The sequence below is a fragment of the Streptomyces sp. NPDC087300 genome (assembly GCF_044744425.1).
Lineage (GTDB): Bacteria > Actinomycetota > Actinomycetes > Streptomycetales > Streptomycetaceae > Streptomyces.
Window position 1 is genome coordinate 111,582 of record NZ_JBIUYI010000014.1, and the last position, 18,756, is coordinate 130,337.

The window sequence follows — 18,756 nt, forward strand, 5'->3', positions numbered from 1 at the left end:
GTGGCGGGCGAGGCGGCGGTGCCGGTGTCGTTGCGGCGCACGAGGATCTCGTGGCGTTCGGCCGCCGACAGGACGTCCAGGGCGCCGATCGGCAGGTCCGGGTCCGCGGTGACGGCTTCGAGCAGCCGCAGGAACCGGTCGACGACGGAGACCGCGGTGGCCCTGTCGAACAGCGCGGTGGCGAAGTCGAGGACTCCGGAGAACCCGGCGGGCGCCCCGTCGGCCGACCGCGCGGTGGCGAGCGCCAGCGCGAGGTCCACCTTGGCGACGGCGGTGCCGAGCCGGTACGGGGCGACGTCGAGGCCCGCGAGTCCGGCCTGTCCCGCCGGGTCGTCGTCGACTGGGCTGACGCTCAGGAGCACCTGGAAGAGCGGGTGCCGGCCGAGCGAGCGGACCGGGTTGAGCGCCTCCACGAGCTGCTCGAAGGGCAGGTCCTGATGTGCGTACGCGTCCAGGTCGGTGCGCCGCACCCGGTCGAGGAGCTCCCGGAACGTCGGGTCGCCCGCGGTGTCGGTGCGCAGCACCAGGTTGTTGATGAAGAAGCCGACGAGGTCTTCGAGGGCGCTGTCGGTGCGTCCGGCGACGGGCGTGCCGATCGGGATGTCGTCGCCCGCGCCGAGCCGGTTCAGGAGCGAGGCGAGCGCGGCCTGCACGACCATGAAGACGCTGGTGTGCGTCTCCTTGCCGAGCTCGGCGAGCCGCCCGTGCAGCGCGGCGGGCACGGTGAACGTGACGCGGCCGCCCTCGTGTCCACTGACGGAGGGCCGCGGCCGGTCCGCGGGGAGCTGCAACTCCTCGGGAAGGTCGGCCAGTTGGCCGGTCCAGTAGGCCTGCTGGCGGGCGAGCACGCTGTCCGCGTCGTCCACGCCGCCGAGCGCGTCGCGCTGCCACAGCGCGTAGTCCGCGTAGGTCACCGCGAGCGGCGCCCAGGCGGGCGCGGCACCGCGGGTCCGGGCCTGGTAGGCGGTGCCCAGGTCGCGGGCGAGCGGCCCGGTGGACCAGCCGTCGGTGGCGATGTGGTGGATCAGCATGAGCAGCACGTGCTCGTCGGGCGCGGTCCTGAACAGCGTGGCCCGCACCGGCAGGTCGCAGCGCAGGTCGAAGGCGTGTCCCGCCGCCCGTACGACGGCGTCGTCGAGCTCGTCCGCCGCCACGTCCACCACGGCGAGGTCCGGCACGGCGGCCTCGGGTGCCAGGACGATCTGCCGGGGCCCGTCCTCGTGCTCGTACTCGGCGAAGACGGTCCGCAGGGTTTCGTGCCGCACGACGACGTCCGCGATCGCCGAGCGCAGCGCATCGACGTCGAGCGCCCCCGACATCCGCAGGGCGGTCGGGATGTTGTACGTCGCCGACGGGCCCTCCAACTGGTGCAGGAACCACAGGCGGCGCTGGGCGTACGACAGCGGGACGCGCTCGGGGCGCGGCCGCGCGGCCAGCGGGGCGCGTGCGGGGAGCGCGGCGCCGGTCAGGGCCGCGGCGAGGCCCGCCACGGTCGGCACGTCGAAGACCTGCCGGATGGAGACGTCCACGTCGAGCGCCTGCCGGATCCTGCTGACGAGCCGGGTGGCCCGCAGCGAGTGCCCGCCGAGCGCGAAGAAGTCCTCGTCGATCCCGACGGCCTCGACGCCGAGCACCTCGGCGAAGAGCGCGCAGAGGATCTCTTCCTGCGGGGAGCGCGGCAGCCGCCGCGCCTGCGCGCCGCCGCCGAACTCCGGTGCGGGCAGGGCGGCCCGGTCGAGCTTGCCGTTCACGGTGAGCGGCAGCGCGTCGAGCACGACGACCGCCGCGGGCACCATGTAGTCGGGCAGCCCGGCGCGCAGCCCCTCCTGCACGTCGGCGGCCACGAGACCGCCCGCACCGGCCGGCACGACGTACGCGACGAGCAGCTGGTCCCCCGGCTTGTCCTCGCGCACCACGACGGCGGCCCGCGCCACTCCCTGCTGCGCGAGCACGGCGGACTCGATCTCACCGAGTTCGATGCGGTGACCGCGCAGCTTGACCTGGTGGTCGGTGCGGCCGAGGTACTGGAGCTGACCGTCCCTGTTCCAGCGGGCGAGGTCACCGGAGCGGTACATGCGCGCACCCGGCGCACCGTACGGATCGGCGGTGAACCGCTCGGCCGTGAGACCGGCCCGACCCCAGTACCCGCGCGCCAACTGCGGACCGGCGAGGTACAACTCGCCTGCCACAGAAGGCGGTACGGGCTGGAGGGAGGCGTCAAGGACGTACATCCGCAGATGCCCGAAGGGCCGCCCGATCGGGACGGGACCGGCGCCGATCTCCTGGCCCGGCTCGATCTCGAACTGGGCGCAGTTGACGGTGGATTCGGTGGGACCGTAGGCGTTGATGACACGGACCGACGGGTGACGCTCACGCCAGGCCGTCAGAGCCTCGCCGGTCAACTGCTCGCCGCCGATGATCAGCGTGCCACTGGGGCTCGCCGTGTCCGGCAGTTCCTGGAGCAGAGGCAGGTGACTTGGGGTCACCTTCATGAGGGTGGGCTGCGGACGGGCCGCGACATCACCCTCGTCGAGGGCGGTGAGGTGGACGTGACCGCCGACCGTCAGCGGGGTCCACAGCGCGGTCACGGTCAGGTCAAAGGAGAGCGGCGAGTGCAGGACGGTGGCGCCCGAGGCGTCCGGGTAGGCCGCACCCGCGTGCGCCAAGTAGGCCGCCACGGCACGGTGTTCGACCACGACACCCTTGGGGCGGCCGGTCGAGCCCGAGGTGTAGATGACGTACGCGGGATCACCGGGAGCGGGAGACGTCAACTCACCTGTCGCGTCCGGCAGTTCGAGACCATCGAGCACGACGACCGGAACCTGCGTCGCGGGCAGCTTCTGGGCCACCTCATCGGAAGCAAGCACCAGCACCGGCGCCGCATCCTCCAGCATGTACGCGATCCGCTCCACCGGATACTCCGGATCCACCGGAACGTACGCCGCACCGGCCCGCAGCACACCGAGCAGCGCGACGACCGCGTCGACACCACGAGGCATCGCCACCGCCACGAACCGCTCGGCACCCGCACCCTGAGCGGCCAGATACCGCGCGAGACGATCCGCACGCCCCACCAACTCCCCATATGTCACAGAGGAGTTCTCGTCGCTCACGGCCACCGCGTCCGGCGACACCCGCGCCCGCGCGGAGACCCGCTCCGGCAGGGTCAGCGTGGGCGGTTCGCCGCCGGTGGCGCCGTTCCACTCCACGAGGACGCGTTCGCGGTCCGCCGCGCCCAGCAGGTCGATGCGGCTGAGCGGCCGGTCCGGGTGGGTCACGGCGTCGGTCAGCACGCGCAGCAGGCGCTGGGCGAGTTCGTCGGCCGTCGCGGCGTCGAAGAGTTCCGTGCGGTAGTCGAGCGCGCCCATCATGCCGACGGGCTCGCCCTCCTCCGTGCGCTCCTCGGCGAGGCTGAAGGCGAGGTCGAACTTGGCGCCCGTCACCTCGGCGTGCTCGAAGGTCACGTCGAGTCCGGGCAGCCGGGCGACGGAGCCCGCGTCGACGTGGGTGACGTTGAGGGTCACCTGCACGAGCGGATGCCTGCCCGGCGTGCGGACGGGGTTGACGATCTCCGCCAACTGCTCGAAGGGCAGGTCCTGGTGGGCGTACGCCTCCAGGTCGGTGCGGCGCACCCGGTCCAGGAGTTCCCGGAACGTCGGGTCGCCACTCGCGTCGGTGCGCAGCACCAGGGTGTTGATGAAGTAGCCGACGAGGTCGTCCAGCGCGCTGTCGGTGCGTCCGGCGACGGGCGTGCCGACCGGGATGTCGTCGCCCGCGCCGATCCTGTTGAGCAGCGCGGCGAGCGCGGCCTGCACGACCATGAAGACGCTGCTGCCGGTCTCGCGGGCCAGCGCACCGAGCCTCCGGTGCACGTCACCGGGCACGGTGAAGACGGTTCGGTCACCCCGGTAGCCACCGACGGCGGGCCGCGGCCGGTCGGCGGGAAGCTGCAACTCCTCGGGAAGGCCGGAGAGTTGTGCGGCCCAGTAGTCCTGCTGGCGGGCCAGCACGCTGTCCGCGTCGTCCACGCCGCCGAGCGCGTCGCGCTGCCACAGGGCGTAGTCCGCGTAACTCACGGGCAGCGGCGCGAACTCGGGGGCCGAGCCGCCCGCGCGTGCCGTGTAGGCGGTGGTCAGGTCACGGGCAAGCGGGACGCGCGACCAGGCGTCGCTGGCGATGTGGTGGACGAGCAGGAGGAGCACGTGCTCGTCGTGCGCGACCTCGAACAGGGTGGCGCGCAGCGGGAGTTCGGCGGACAGGTCGAAGACGTACCGGGTCGCTTCCGCGATCCGGTCGGCCAGCTGCTCCCGTCCGCATGCCACGACCGGCAGGGCGGGCCGCGCCTCGTCGGCGGGCAGGACGATCTGGTGGTCGCCCTCCTTGTCCTCCGCGTAGACGGTGCGCAGGCTCTCGTGCCGGGCCACGACGTCCGCGAGCGCCGCGCGCAGCGCCCCGGTGTCCAGGTCACCGGTCATCCGCAGGGTGGTCGGGATGTTGTACGCCGTCGACTCGGGCTCCAGCTTGTGCAGGAGCCACATGCTGCGCTGGGCGTACGACAGCGGGAGCCGCTCGGGGCGCACCTGCGGGGCCAGCGGGGACCGCGCCCGGCCCGCCGCCGTCAGGGCCTCGGCCAGCGCGGCCACGGTCGGCTTGTCGAAGACCTGCCGGATGGAGACCTCGGCGTCGAGGCCCTGCCGGATCCGGCTGACCAGACGCGTGGCGAGCAGGGAATGCCCGCCGAGGGTGAAGAAGTCGTCGTCGATGCCGACCCGGTCGAGACCGAGGACCTCGGCGAACAGGGTGCAGAGGATCTCCTCCTGCGGCGTACGCGGACCACGGCTGCCCGCCGGGCGGTCGGCGTAGGCGGGCGCGGGCAGGGCGGCCCGGTCCAGCTTGCCGTTCACGGTCAGCGGCAGCGCGTCGAGCACGACGACCGCCGACGGCACCATGTAGTCCGGGAGCCCGTCGCGCAGCCGCGTCTGCACGTCGGCGGCCGCGAGGTCGACCCCGTCGGCCGGCACGACGTACGCGACCAGGCGCTGGTCACCGGGCTCGTCCTCGCGCAGCACGAGGGCGGCCTGGGCCACGGCGGGGTGCGCGAGCACGGCGGACTCGATCTCGCCGAGTTCGATGCGGTGACCGCGCAGCTTGACCTGGTGGTCGGTACGCCCGACGTATTCGAGCTGACCTTCGCCGTTCCAGCGGGCGAGGTCACCGGAGCGGTACATGCGGGCGCCCGGACCGCCGTACGGATCGGCGGTGAAACGCTCGGCCGTCAGCGCGGCCCTGCCCCAGTATCCGCGCGCCAACTGCGGGCCCGCGAGATAGAGCTCACCCGCGACACCCACCGGAGCGGGCCGCAGCGCGCCATCCAGGACGTACATCCGCAGATGCCCGAAGGGCCGCCCGATCGGCACCGGGCCTCCGGCAACCTGCTGGCCCGGCTCGATCTCGAACTGGGCGCAGTTGACGGTGGATTCGGTGGGACCGTAGGCGTTGATGACTCGGACGGACGGGTGACGCTCACGCCAGGCCGCCAGCGCCTCGCCGGTCAGCTGCTCGCCACCGATGATCAGCGTGCCACTGGGGCTCACCGTCTCCGGCAGCTCCTGGAGCAGGGGCAGGTGGCTCGGCGTGACCTTCATCAGCGAAGGCTGCGGACGGGCCGCCACGTCACCCTCGTCGAGAGCCGTGAGGTGGACGTGACCGCCGACCGTCAGCGGAGTCCACAGCGCGGTCACCGTCAGGTCGAAGGACAGCGGCGAGTGCAGCACGGTCGAACCCGAGGCGTCAGGGTGGGCCGCGCCCGCGTGCGCCAAGTACGCCGCCACGGCACGGTGTTCGACCACGACACCCTTGGGGCGGCCGGTCGAACCTGAGGTGTAGATGACGTACGCGGGATCACCAGGAGCGGGAGCCTTCAGCTCCGCGCTCGCGTCCGGCAGTTCGAGACCATCGAGTACGACGACCGGAACCTGCGTCGCGGGCAGCTTCTGGGCCACCTCACCGGAGGCCAGCACCAGCACCGGCGCCGCATCCTCCAGCATGTACGCGATCCGCTCCACCGGATACTCCGGATCCACCGGAACGTACGCCCCACCGGCCCGCAGCACACCGAGCAGCGCGACGACCGCGTCGACACCACGAGGCATCGCCACCGCCACGAACCGCTCGGCACCCACGCCCCGCGAGACCAGGTGCCGCGCGAGACGGTCCGCGCGATCCACCAACTCCCCGTACGTGAGCGCGGAGTTCTCGTCGCTCACGGCCACCGCGTCCGGCGTGGCCTGCGCCCGTGCCGCCACCAGCTCCGGCAGCGACACCGACGACACCTCGCCGCCCGTCACACCGTTCCACTCCACGAGCATCCGCTCGCGCTCCGCCTCGCCCAGCAGGCCGATCCGGCCCACCGGCACCTCCGCGTCCGCGACGAACGCTGCCAGAACCCGGCCGAAGCGTTCCGCGATCTCGCGGACCTGCTCCTCCGCGAGGACGTCGGAGCGGTGGTCGAAGCGGACGTTGAGTTCCGAATCGCGCAGGTCGGCGACGAGGTTGAGGGCGAAGTGCGTGCTGTCGGCTGTCTGGATGCCGGCGATGGCGAGGCCCGCGGCGTTCAGGGTCTCGTCCAGGGCGTCGCCGTCGAGCGGGTAGTTCTCGAAGACCATCGCGGTGTCGAACAGGCCGGTGGATCCGGCCCAGTTCTGCACCTCGGCCAGCCCGACCCACTGGTGGTCGAGGAGGCGGGTCTGCTCCTCCTGGAGGCGGCGCAGGTACTGGCCGACCGGCTCGGCCGGGTCGATGTGCGCCCGGCGCGGCACGGTGTTGATGAACAGGCCGACCATGCTCTCCACGCCGGGGAGTTCGGCGGGGCGGCCGGAGACGGTGACGCCGAAGACGGCCTCGGAGGCGCCGGTCAGCTGGGCGAGGACCAGGGCCCAGGCGCCCTGCACCACCGTGTTGACGGTGAGGCCGTGCGCGCGGGCGAACGTGGTGAGGCCCTCGCTGAGTTCGCGGCCCGCCTGGAAGGGGACCTGGCCGGGGGCCGTGACGACGGGACCCGCGTCGGGGGCGAGGAGCGAGCCCGCGTCGAGGTCGCCGAGCGAGCGCGTCCACGCGGTGCGGGCGGCGTCCTTGTCCTGGCGGGCGAGCCAGCCGAGGTGGTCGCGGAAGTCGCGCGGCTTGGGCAGCGCGCGGATCTTCCCGGTGCCGTCGCGGCGCGCGTACAGGGTGAGCAGGTCACGGAAGACGACGGGCAGGGACCAGCCGTCGAACAGGATGTGATGGTTCGTCATGACCAGGCGGTGGCGTGTGTCGCCGAGCTTGATCAGGGTGAAGCGGAGCAGCGGCGGGCGGGCCAGGTCGAATTCGGCCCAGCGGTCCTCCTCGGCGATCCGGTCGGCCGTCTCCGTGTCGGCGGTGTCGGTCAAGTCGGCGTAGCGCCACGGCACTTCGGTGGTGCGCGGGACGACCTGGACCCAGGCGCCGTCGGCGCGCTGGTGGAAGCCAGCGCGCAGGTTGGGGTGCCGGTCGAGGAGCTGTCGCGCGGCCGTGCGCAGGCCTTCCGCGTCGACCTCGCCGTCGAGGTCGAGGACGATCTGGCCGACGTACACGTCGAGTGCGGTGTCGTCCGCGAGGTTCAGGAAGACGAAGCCCTCCTGGAGCGGGGTGAGCGGCAGGACGTCGGCGAGCGGGGCCGCGGCGGCCTGCTCCAGGTGGTCGATGTCGGCCCGGGTGAGGCCGGGCAGGGTGACGTCGGAGGGCACGAGCGCGCCGGCCTCGGGGCGGCCCGCGTAGGTGACGAGCTCTTCGAGCCTGCGGAACCAGCCGTCGGCGAGGCTCCTGACGTCGTCCTCGGCGTACAGGCCCGTGGCGTACGTCCACTCCACGCGCAGGCACGGCCCGTCCGCGCCGTCCTCGGTGGCGGCGTTCAGCGCGACGGGGTGGTCGAGGGGCATCGCGGGGTCGGTGCCCGCGACGTCGCGCAGGGCGACGCCCCAGGCCTCCCCCTCGCCGGATCCGGTGACGCGGCCCAGGTAGTTGAAGAGGAACTCGGGGGCCGTGTGGTCGGCCAACGCCCCCTGGGCGTAGCGGAGTCGGCCGTAGCCGGCGCCCTGTCCTGGCACGGCGCGGGTGCACTCCTTGACGTCCCGCACCAGGTCGCCGAGCGTGCCGTGGCCGCGTTCCGTGGTGCCGGTGGGCAGGCGCAGCGGGTAGAGCGCGGTGAACCAGCCGAGGGTGCGGGTGAGGTCGGCGCCGTGGGCGTCGTCGCGGCCGTGCTGTTCGACGTCGACCAGGACGGGGCCGCCGCGCAGTCCGCGCGAGCGCCGCCAGTCGCCGATCGCCCCGCCGAAGGCGGCGAGCAGGACGTCGGAGATGCCGGTGTGCAGGGCGCCGGGCACCCGGGTCAGCAGGTCGCGGGTGAGGTCCGCGGGCAGGCTGAGTGCGATGCGTCCCGCGTTCTCCTGGGTGTCGCGGGCGGGGTCGAGCCGCGGGGTGCCGCGGTCGTCGGCGCCGGCCACGACGGCCTGCCAGTAAGCGAGTTCGGCGTCGGTGTCGGTGGTGTCGTCGGACTGTGCGCGGGCCCACCGGGACCACGGCGTTCCGACGTCGGCGAGGATCGTGTAGCTGCCGTGTTCGGCGGCCTCGTAGGCCTCGGCGAGGTCCTGGAGCAGGATGCGCCAGGAGACGCCGTCGACGGCGAAGTGGTGGGCGACCAGCGCGAGCAGGCCGTCCCGCGCGCCCCGGTCGAACCAGACCGCGCGCAGCATCCGGCCCTCGGCGGGGTCGAGGAGCGCACGTTCCCGCCGCGCCTCGCGGCGGACGGCTTCTTCGAGTGCGGCGCCTTCGAGACCGGTGGCGTCGAAGCGGCGCAGGAGGTCCTCGGCCCGGACCGTGCCCGCGGCCGTGATCTCCACGTCGCCGGGTACGGCGCCGGTGCGCATCCGCAGCGTGTCGTGGTGGTCGACGACGGCCTGGACGGCGTCCGTCAGCGCGTCGAGCTCCGCGCCCGCCGGGACCTGGACGGCCACGGACTGGTTGAACGGGGCGACGGGCGCGCCGAGTTCGGCGAACCAGCGCATCATCGGCGTCCACCGCACGGGGCGCTCGGCGTCGGCCGTGCCGGTGCCGGACGTGGCGGTCTCCCCGGCCGGTGCGGTGTCCGTGCTCTCCTCGGTGGCGGCGGCCGCGAGGGCCTCCTCGACGGACTGCGCGAGCGCGGCGACCGTCTGGCGTTCGAAGACGTCGCGCACGGTGAGCCTGATGTCCTCGGCGCGGGCCCGGCTGATCAGCTGGATGGAGAGGATGCTGTCGCCGCCGAGGTCGAAGAACCCGTCGTCGACGCCGATCCTGTCGAGTCCGAGGATGTCGGCGAAGAGCGCGCAGAGCACCTCCTCGGTGCGGCCCTGGGGACCGCGCTCGCCGGTGCCCGCGTCCGCCTGGAAGTCCGGGGCGGGCAGGGCCTTCTTGTCGAGCTTGCCGGTGGAGGTCAGCGGCAGCGCGTCGAGGACGACGAGGGCGACGGGGACCATGTACTCGGGCAGCACGTCGCGCAGGTGGGCGCGGAGTCCGGCCGGTTCTGGCGTGGTGGCGCCGGGCGTCACGTAGCCGACGAGGCGCTTGTCGCCGGGCCGGTCCTCGCGGACCAGGACGGCGGCCTGGGCGACGGCGGGGTGGCCTTCGAGGACGGTGTCGATCTCGCTGAGCTCGACGCGCAGGCCGTGGATCTTGACCTGGTTGTCGGCGCGGCCGAGGTATTCGAGCGTGCCGTCGGCGCGCCAGCGCACCAGGTCCCCGGTGCGGTACATGCGTTCGCCCGGCGTGCCGAAGGGGTTGGCGACGAAGCGTTCCGAGGTGAGCGCGGGCCGGTCGAAGTAGCCGCGGGCCAGGCCCGCGCCGGCGACGCAGAGTTCGCCGGGGACGCCGGGCGGTACGGGCCGCAGGCGCTCGTCGAGTACGTACACCTGGGTGGCGGCGATGGGGCGGCCGATCGGCGGCACGGCGCGGCCGGCGAGGGGCGCGCTGATGGTGGCGCAGACGGTGGTCTCGGTCGGGCCGTACGCGTTGAGCATCACGCGCCCCGCCGACCAGCGCTCCACGAGCTCCGGCGAGCAGGCCTCGGCGGCGACGACGAGCGTCATCCGCTCGGGCAGCGCGCCTTCGGGGACGAGGGCGAGGACGGCGGGCGGGATCGTGGCGTGGGTGGCTCCGTGGCGGCGCGCGTACGCGGCGAGGTCGGCCCCCGGGGCGACGGAGGACGGGACGACGACGAGGGCAGCGCCGGTGAGCAGGCCCATGCACACCTCCCAGAACGCGCCGTCGAAGGCGGGTGCCAGGTTGTGCAGGACGCGGCTCTCCGGCGTGACGCCGACGCTGTCGACGTGGGTCGCCGTCAGGTGGGGCACGCCCGCGTGGGAGACGACGACGCCCTTGGGACGTCCGGTCGTTCCCGAGGTGTAGATCATGTACGCGGCGCTGTCGGGCCGCAGCGGGGCGCCGCGTTCGGCGTCGGTGAGGGCGTCGGCGGACCGCGCGGCGAGCCCGGCGGCCGTCGCGGCCTCGTCGAGCAGGACGCTCGCGCAGTGCGCGTCGGGCAGCCTGGCCGCGGTCTCCGCGGTGGTGACCAGGACGGCGGGCCGCGCGTCGGTGAGCAGATAGGCGATGCGGTCGTCGGGCTGGTCGGGGTCGACGGGCAGATAGCCCGCGCCCGCCTTCAGCGCGGCGAGCGCGCCGACGACCAGGTCGGCGGAGCGGGGCAGCGCGACGGCGACGAACCGCTCGGGGCCCGCGCCGCGTGCGAGGAGGAGGCGCGCGAGCCGGTTGGCGCGTGCGTCGAGTTCGGCGTACGTGAGGGTGACCTCGTCGTCGACGATCGCGGGCCTGTCGGCGTGCGCGGCCGCGACCAGTTCGAACAGCTCGGGGACGGTCGGTCCTGCCGTGGGGCCGGTGGGCGCCACGGTCCGGTTCCACGCCACGAGCAGCCGCTCGCGCTCGTCGGCGCCGAGCAGTTCGACGGCGCCGACGGGCCCGTCGGGCGCGGCGGTGGCGGCGTCCAGGAAGCGCACCAGGCGGTCGACGAGGGAGCGGACGGTGGCGGCGTCGAAGAGGTCGGTGCTGTACTCGACGGTTCCTTCGAGCCCGGCGGCCGTGCCGTCCTCGGTGCGGTGCTGCTTCAGCTCGAAGGCGAGGTCGAAGCGGGCACTGCCCTGGTCCACCTGGTGGGTGGCGACGGTGATGCCGGGCAGCGCGCCGAGGGCGGCGAGCGCGTCGCGCTGGGTGTCGTGGACGGTCAGCCACACCTGGAACAGCGGGTGCCTGTTGAGCGAGCGGACCGGGTTGAGCACCTCCACGAGCCGCTCGAAGGGCAGGTCCTGGTGGGTGTAGGCGGCCAGGTCGGTGGTGCGGACGCGGTCCACGAGCTCGCGGAACGTCGGCTCGCCGCTGGTGTCGGTGCGCAGCACCAGGCTGTTGATGAAGAACCCGACGAGGTCGTCGAGGGCGCTGTCGGTGCGGCCCGCGATGGGCGAGCCGATCGGGATGTCGTCGCCCGCGCCGAGCCGCGAGAAGACGGCGGCGAGCGCGGCCTGGGTGACCATGAAGACGCTGGAGCGGGTCTCGGCGGCCAGCGCGTCCAGGCGGGCGTGCAGCGCGGCGGGGACGGTGAAGGAGAGGGTGTCGCCGTCCTGGGTGGCCTGCGCGGGGCGGGGCCTGTCGGTGGGCAGGCGCAGCTGTTCGGGCAGGTCGGCGAGGTGCTCGCGCCAGTAGTCCAGCTGGCGGGCGAGGGCGCTGTCGGCGTCGGCCTCGTCGCCGAGCATGTCGTGCTGCCACAGCGCGTAGTCCGCGTACTGCACCGGCAGCGCGTCCCAGCCGGGCTCGCCACCGGCCAGCCGCGCGGTGTAGGCGGTGGCGAGATCACGGGCCAGCGGACCCATCGACCAGCCGTCACCCGCGATGTGATGCAGCAGAAGCAGCAGCACGTGCTCCTGCTCGCCGGTCTCGAACAGCCAGGAGCGCAGCGGGATTTCGGAGGTGAGGTCGATGATGTGGCGCGCGGCGGCGGCCACTTCCGCTTCGAGGCCCGCCTCGTCCGTGCGGACGAGGGTCAGTTCGGGGCGGGCCGCTTCGGCGGCCGCGTCCAGGACCACCTGGTGCGGTCCCTCCGCGTCGTCGGCGAAGACGGTGCGCAGGCTCTCGTGCCGGGCGACGACGTCGCCGAGCGCCGACCGGAGGGCGGACACGTCGAGTGCGCCGGACAGGCGCAGGGCCGCCGGGATGTTGTACGTCGCCGAGGGGCCTTCGAGGCGGTTGAGGAACCACAGCCGGCGCTGGGAGTGCGAGAGCGGGAGCCGCTCGGGCCTGGTGCCAGCGGTGAGCGCCGCCCGCGCGGTGCCCGCCTCGCCGAGCGCGGCGGCGAGACCGGCCACGGTGGGGGTGTCGAAGAGCTGGCGTACGGGGAGTTCGGCGCCCAGCACCGAACGGACCCGGCCGACCAGACGGGTGGCGAGCAGCGAGTGGCCGCCGAGGTCGAAGAAGCTGTCGTCGATGCCGACCCGCTCGACGCCGAGGGCGTCGGCGAACAGGCGGCAGAGGGCTTCCTCGTGCGGGGTGCGCGGGGCGCGCCCCGACTCCTGCGGGCCGTACTCGGGCGCGGGCAGCGCCTTGCGGTCCAGCTTGCCGTTGGCGGTCAGCGGCAGCCGGTCCAGGAGGACGACGGCGGACGGCACCATGTGCGAGGGCAGCGCGGCGGCCGCGTGTTCGCGCAGGCCGGCGGGCGTGGCCGTGCCGGTGCGGGGGACGGCGTAGGCGACCAGGCGCTGGTCGCCGGGGCTGTCCTCGCGGACCAGCACGGTGGCGTCGGCGACGTCGGGGTGCGCGGCGAACGCCGCCTCGATCTCGCCGAGTTCGATGCGGAAGCCGCGCAGCTTGACCTGCTGGTCGGCGCGGCCCGCGTACTCCAGGACGCCGTCGGCGCCGAGGCGCGCGAGGTCGCCCGTGCGGTACATGCGGGTCCCGTGCTCGCCGTAGCCGGCCGCGAACGGGTCGGCGACGAACCGCTCGGCGCTCAGCCCCGGACGGCCCAGGTAGCCGCGTGCGACACCGGCGCCCGCGACGTACATCTCACCGACGGACCCCGCGGGCAGCGGCTGGAGGTGGGCGTCGAGGACGTACACCCTGAGGTCGGGGATGCCGGTGCCGATGCGGCCCGCGGGGCCGGTCACCGCGGCGCGGTCCAGGGCGAGATGGGTGACGTGCACGGTCGTCTCGGTGATGCCGTACATGTTCACCAGGACGGGCGCGTCGTCGGCGTGCCGCGCGTACCAGTCCGTGAGCCGGGTGACGTCGAGCGCCTCGCCGCCGAACACGACGTAGCGCAGGGCGAGTTCGGCGCCTTCGGGGGCCTCGCGGTCGGCCGCGGCGAGCTGGTGGAAGGCGGACGGCGTCTGGTTGAGGACGGTGACGCCCTCGTCGGCGAGCAGCGCGCGGAAGGCGCCGGGGTCACGGCTGACGCGGTGCGGCACGACGACGAGCCGGCCGCCGTGCAGCAGCGCGCCCCACAGCTCCCACACCGAGAAGTCGAAGGCGTAGGAGTGGAAGAGCGTCCACACGTCGTTCTCGTCGAACCCGAACCAGTGCTCGGTGGCGGAGAAGAGCCGCGTCACGTTCTGGTGCGGGACGAGGACGCCCTTGGGCCGGCCCGTCGATCCCGAGGTGTAGATGACGTACGCCGTGTCCAGCGGGTGGACGGCCCTGGTCCGCTCGTGCGGGGCCAGGTCGTGCGCGTCGAGCCCGGCGGCCTCGGGGGCGTCGACGGTGAACTCCGCGGCGCCGCGCACCGGCAGCGTCCCGGCCGTCGCGGTGTCGGTGAGGACGGCCGCGGGGGCGGCGTCCTCGATCATGTAGGCGATGCGGTCGGCCGGGTAGTCCGGGTCGAGCGGCAGATAGGCGGCACCGGACTTGACGACGGCGAGCAGCGCCACGACGAGCTCGGCGGAGCGGGGCAGCGCGAGCGCGACGACGGAGCCGGGGCCGATGCCGCGCCCGGCGAGCAGCCTGGCGAGCCGGTTGGCGCGGGCGTTGATCTCGGCGTACGTGAGGGAGGCGCCGTCGAAGGTCAGCGCGGCGCGCCCGGGGGTGCGGCGGGCCTGTGCCTCGAAGAGGTCGACGAGGGTGCCGGGGCGGGTGTGCCGGGCCGGGCCCGCGAGGCGGGGCAGGACCTGGTCGCGCTCGGCGGCGTCGAGGATGTCGACGGCGCCGATGCGCAGTTCCGGGTCGGCGGCGACGGCGGCGAGGACGCGCAGCAGGCGCTCGACGAGCGTCTCCACGGTGTGCCGGTCGAACAGGTCGGCGCTGTACTCCAGGAGTCCGCCGAGCCCGGCGGGGCGGCCCTCGTCGTCGGTGCGCTCGTCGAAGGAGAAGGACAGGTCGAACTTGGCGCTCGCCGCGGCGGCCTGCTCGACGGTGACGTCGAGTCCGGGCATGCCGGTGAGTCCCTCGGCCGCGTCGTGCCGCGTCGAGTCGAAGGTCAACAGGGTCTGGAACAGCGGGTGGTGGCCTGCCGAGCGGGTCGGGTTGAGGGCCTCGACGAGTCGCTCGAAGGGCAGGTCCTGGTGGCTGTAGGCGGCCAGGTCACGCCCGCGCACCTGGTGCAGGAGCTCGCGGAAGGTCGGGTTGCCGCCGGTGTCGGTGCGCAGCACCAGGCTGTTGATGAAGAACCCGACGAGGTCGTCGAGCGCCTTGTCGGTGCGGCCCGCGATCGGCGTGCCGATCGGGATGTCGTCACCCGCGCCGAGCCGGTGCAGCAGGGTCGCGAGGGCGGCCTGGGTGACCATGAAGACGCTGGAGTGGGTGGCGCGCGCGAGGTCGGCGACGGCGCCGTGCAGTGCGGGCGCGACGGTGAAGGAAACCGAACCGGCGCGCTGGGTGGGCGAGTCGGGCCGGGGTCTGTCGGTGGGCAGGCGCAGCTGCTCGGGCAGGTCGGCGAGGTGCTCGCGCCAGTAGCCGAGCTGGCGGGAAAGGGGGCTGTCGGCGTCGCTCTCGTCGCCGAGCATGTCGTGCTGCCACAGCGCGTAGTCCGCGTACTGCACGGGCAGCGCGTCCCAGCCGGGCTCGCCACCGGCCAGCCGCGCGGTGTAGGCGGTGGCGAGATCACGGGCCAGCGGACCCATCGACCAGCCGTCACCCGCGATGTGATGCAGCAGGAGCAACAGCACGTGCTCCTGCTCCCCGGTCTCGAACAGCCAGGTACGCAGCGGGATTTCGGAGGTGAGGTCGAAGGTGTGGCGGGCGGCCCGCTCGACGCGTTCGTCGACGAGCTCCGCGTCGGTGCGCTCGGTGACGAGCACGGGCTTGGCCGCCTCGGCGGGGAGCACCTTCTGGTGGGCGCCGGACTCGTCCTCGGCGAAGACCGTGCGCAGCGTCTCGTGGCGGGCGACGACGTCGCCGAGCGCCGACCGGAGGGCGGCCGCGTCGAGTTCGCCGGTCAGGCGGAGCACGGCGGGCATGTTGTACGTCGCCGATGGGCCTTCGAGGCGGTGCAGGAACCACAGGCGCTGCTGGGCGGGCGAGAGCGGGAGACGCTCGGGCCGCTCGCCCGCGGTGAGCCGGGCGCGCGCGGTGCCCGCCCGGTCCAGGGCCGCGGAGAGCCCGGCGATGGTCGGCGTGTCGAAGAGCTGGCGGATCGGCACGTCGAAGCCGAGGGCCTCGCGGATGTGGCTGCTGAGCCGGGTGGCGAGCAGCGAGTGGCCGCCGAGGTCGAAGAAGCTGTCGTCGATGCCGACCCGGTCGAGGCCGAGGGCGTCGGCGAACAGCTGGCACAGCACCTCTTCGCGGGGGGTGCGCGGGCCGCGCCCGGCCCCCTGCGGGCCGTACTCGGGCGCGGGCAGCGCCTTGCGGTCCAGCTTGCCGTTGGCGGTCAGCGGCAGCGTGTCGATGACGACGAACGCGGACGGCACCATGTGCGCGGGCAGGTCGCCGGTGAGGGCGAGGGCGATGCGCTCGGTGTCGGGGTCCGTGCCGGGCGCGGCGACCAGGTAGGCGACCAGGCGCTGGTCGCCTGGGCGGTCCTCGCGGACCAGGACCGTGGCGTGCGCGACCTCGGGCTCCTTGGCGAGCCGGGACTCGATCTCGCCGAGCTCGATGCGGAAGCCGCGCAGCTTGACCTGGTGGTCGGTGCGGCCGAGGTAGCCGAGCGTGCCGTCGGCGTTCCAGCGGGCCAGGTCGCCGGTGCGGTAGAGGCGTGCGCCGCCCGTCGAGAAGGGGTCGGCGACGAAGCGTTCGGCGGTCAGCGCGCTGCGGCCGAGATAGCCGCGGGCGAGCTGGACGCCCGCAAGGTAGAGCTCGCCGGGGACGCCCGGCGGCACCGGGCGCAGGGCTGCGTCCAGGACGTAGCAGCGGGTGTTCCACACCGGGCGGCCGATCGGCACGGGCCCGTGGGCGGGCTCGTCGGAGCCGTTCCAGTAGGTGACGTCGACGGCGGCCTCGGTGGGGCCGTAGAGGTTGTGCAGCGGCACGTTCCAGGTGGTCTGGAACTCGGCGAGCAGTTCGCGCGGCAGCGCCTCGCCGCTGCAGAAGACGCGGCGCAGCGCGCCCCGTTCGGGCACCGGGTTGGCGCGCAGGAAGGCGTGCAGCATGGACGGCACGAAGTGCAGCGTGGTGACGCGCTCGCGGCGGATCAGCTCGGCGAGGTAGACCGGGTCGCGGTGCCCGTCGGGGCGGGCCACGACGAGGGTGGCGCCGACGATCAGCGGCCAGAAGAACTCCCACACCGACACGTCGAAGCCGGACGGCGTCTTCTGGAGCACGCGGTCGGTCTCGTCGAGGCCGTAGGTGTCCTGCATCCAGTGCAGCCGGTTCACGATGGCGCCGTGCGAGACGACGGTGCCCTTGGGCCGGCCCGTCGAACCCGAGGTGTAGATGACGTACGCGGGGTGGCGCAGGTCGCGCGGGCAGGCGCGGGCCGCGGTGGCCGCGGGCTGGCCATCGGCGGCGCGGTCGCCGGGGACGTCGTCGCCGAGCACGAGGTGCGGCACGCCCTCGGTCTCCGGCAGCCGCTCCGCGACGTCGGCGCTGGTGAGCAGCAGCGCGGGCGAGGCGTCGTCGAGCATGTACGCGATGCGGTCGGCCGGGTAGTCCGGGTCGACCGGCAGATAGGCGGCGCCCGTCTTGAGGACGGCGAGCAGGCTGACGACGAGGTCGAGGGAGCGCGGCACGGCGACGGCGACGAACCGCTCGGGGCCCGCGCCGCGCAGCGTCAGGTGCCGGGCGAGCCGGGTGGCGCGGGCGTCGAGCTCGGCGTACGTGAGGGTGGTGTCCTCGAAGGTGAGGGCGGCCCGGCCCGGGGTGCGCGCGGCCTGCCACTCGAAGAGCTCGGGCAGGGTGGCGGCGGACACCTCGTGGGCGGTGTCGTTCCAGGTGCCGAGGACGTCGTCGCGCTCGCCGGGGGCGAGGAGTTCGGGCTCGGAGACGGGGCGCGCCGGGTCCTCGGTGAGGGCGCCGAGCAGCCGCAGGAAGCGCTCCTGGTGGGCGTGCGTCTCGTCCTGCGTGTAGAGCCGCGGGTTGGCCTCGAAGTCGACGCGCATGCCGCCGTGCGGGTCGCCGTAGACGGTGACGATCAGGTCGCGCACGCGGCCGCCGGAGAGCGGGCGGATGGTGGCCTCGCTGCCCGCGAACGACGGGATGCGCACATAGGACAGGATGTCGACCATCGGCCCGACCAGGCCCGACTCGCCGCCGGACAGGCCGAGATCGCGGTGCAGGTCCTCGCCTCGGTAGCGGTGGTGCTTGAGCACCTGGCCGACCTCGCGGGAGACCTGGGCCACCAGGTCGGCGAAGCTCGTGCCGGACTCCACGCGCAGGCGCAGCGGCAGTTCGTTGGCGAGCATGCCGGGCGTGGACAGGGCGGTGCGTCCGGCCCGCGCGCTGACGGGCAGCGCGAGGACGATGTCCTCGGCGGCCGTCATGCGGTGCACATAGGCGGCCATGGCGGCGATCAGGAGCGCCGAGCGGGGGCCGCCGGTGGCGGCCGCGGCGCGGGTCAGTCCGTCGGTGCGCTCCTCGGAGAGCGGCACGCTGCCGCGCAGCGCGGTGGGCGCGGCGGGCGCGGAGCGTCCGGCGAGCGTGGCGGGCTCACCGGCGTCGGCGAACTGCTCCAGCCAGAAGTCGCGGTCGGCGGCGAAGGCGGCCGACTCGCGGTAGGCGGCGTCCTCGCCGACCAGGTGCTCCAGGGCGCCGAAGGTGCTCGGCGGGTACTCCTCGCCCGCGACGAGCGCGGAGTAGACGGCGGCGAGGCGGCGCACGTAGAGCATCAGGCCGAAGCCGTCGAGCAGGATGTGGTGGTAGCGGATGTAGCAGACGAAGCGGTCCCGGCCCGTGGCGATCAGGGCGTGCGTGAACAGCGGTGCGCTGCGCAGGTCGAGCGGGGTGGTGAGGTCGTGCCGCATCCAGGCCTCGGCGGCCGCGCGCGGGTCCTGCTCGTCCGTCATGTCCAGGACGTGGCAGGGGATCTCGCAGTCCGGCGTGAGGACCTGGAAGGGCCCTTCGGCGTCGGTGTCGAACCGGACGCGCAGCGATTCGGTCTCGGCGGCGACCAGGCGCACCGCTTCGGGGAAGCGCTCGGTGTCGACCGGCCCTTCGATCTCCAGGCAGACGCCGACGTTGTAGCGGGAGCTGGCGGGCTCCAGCTGTTGCGCCAGCCATACCCCCAGCTGAGCGCCGGACAAATCGTGTCGCATGGCTGCAACGTCGGACACCTGTCTCCTC

The 18,756-nt window shown here is 73.8% G+C and carries 1 protein-coding gene (cut by a window edge); it reads right to left on the reverse strand.

Annotated features, from left to right (window positions below; genetic code table 11):
* A protein-coding gene (locus ACIO9J_RS39745; protein ID WP_402010132.1) for a non-ribosomal peptide synthase/polyketide synthase crosses the window boundary here: on the reverse strand, positions 1-18,728 show its 5' portion. Its footprint begins 3,217 nt before the window's first position; the window shows 18,728 of its 21,945 coding nt (coding positions 1-18,728); it begins with the start codon at positions 18,726-18,728; the stop codon falls past the left edge of the window.
* Positions 18,729-18,756 lie beyond the last annotated feature (28 nt).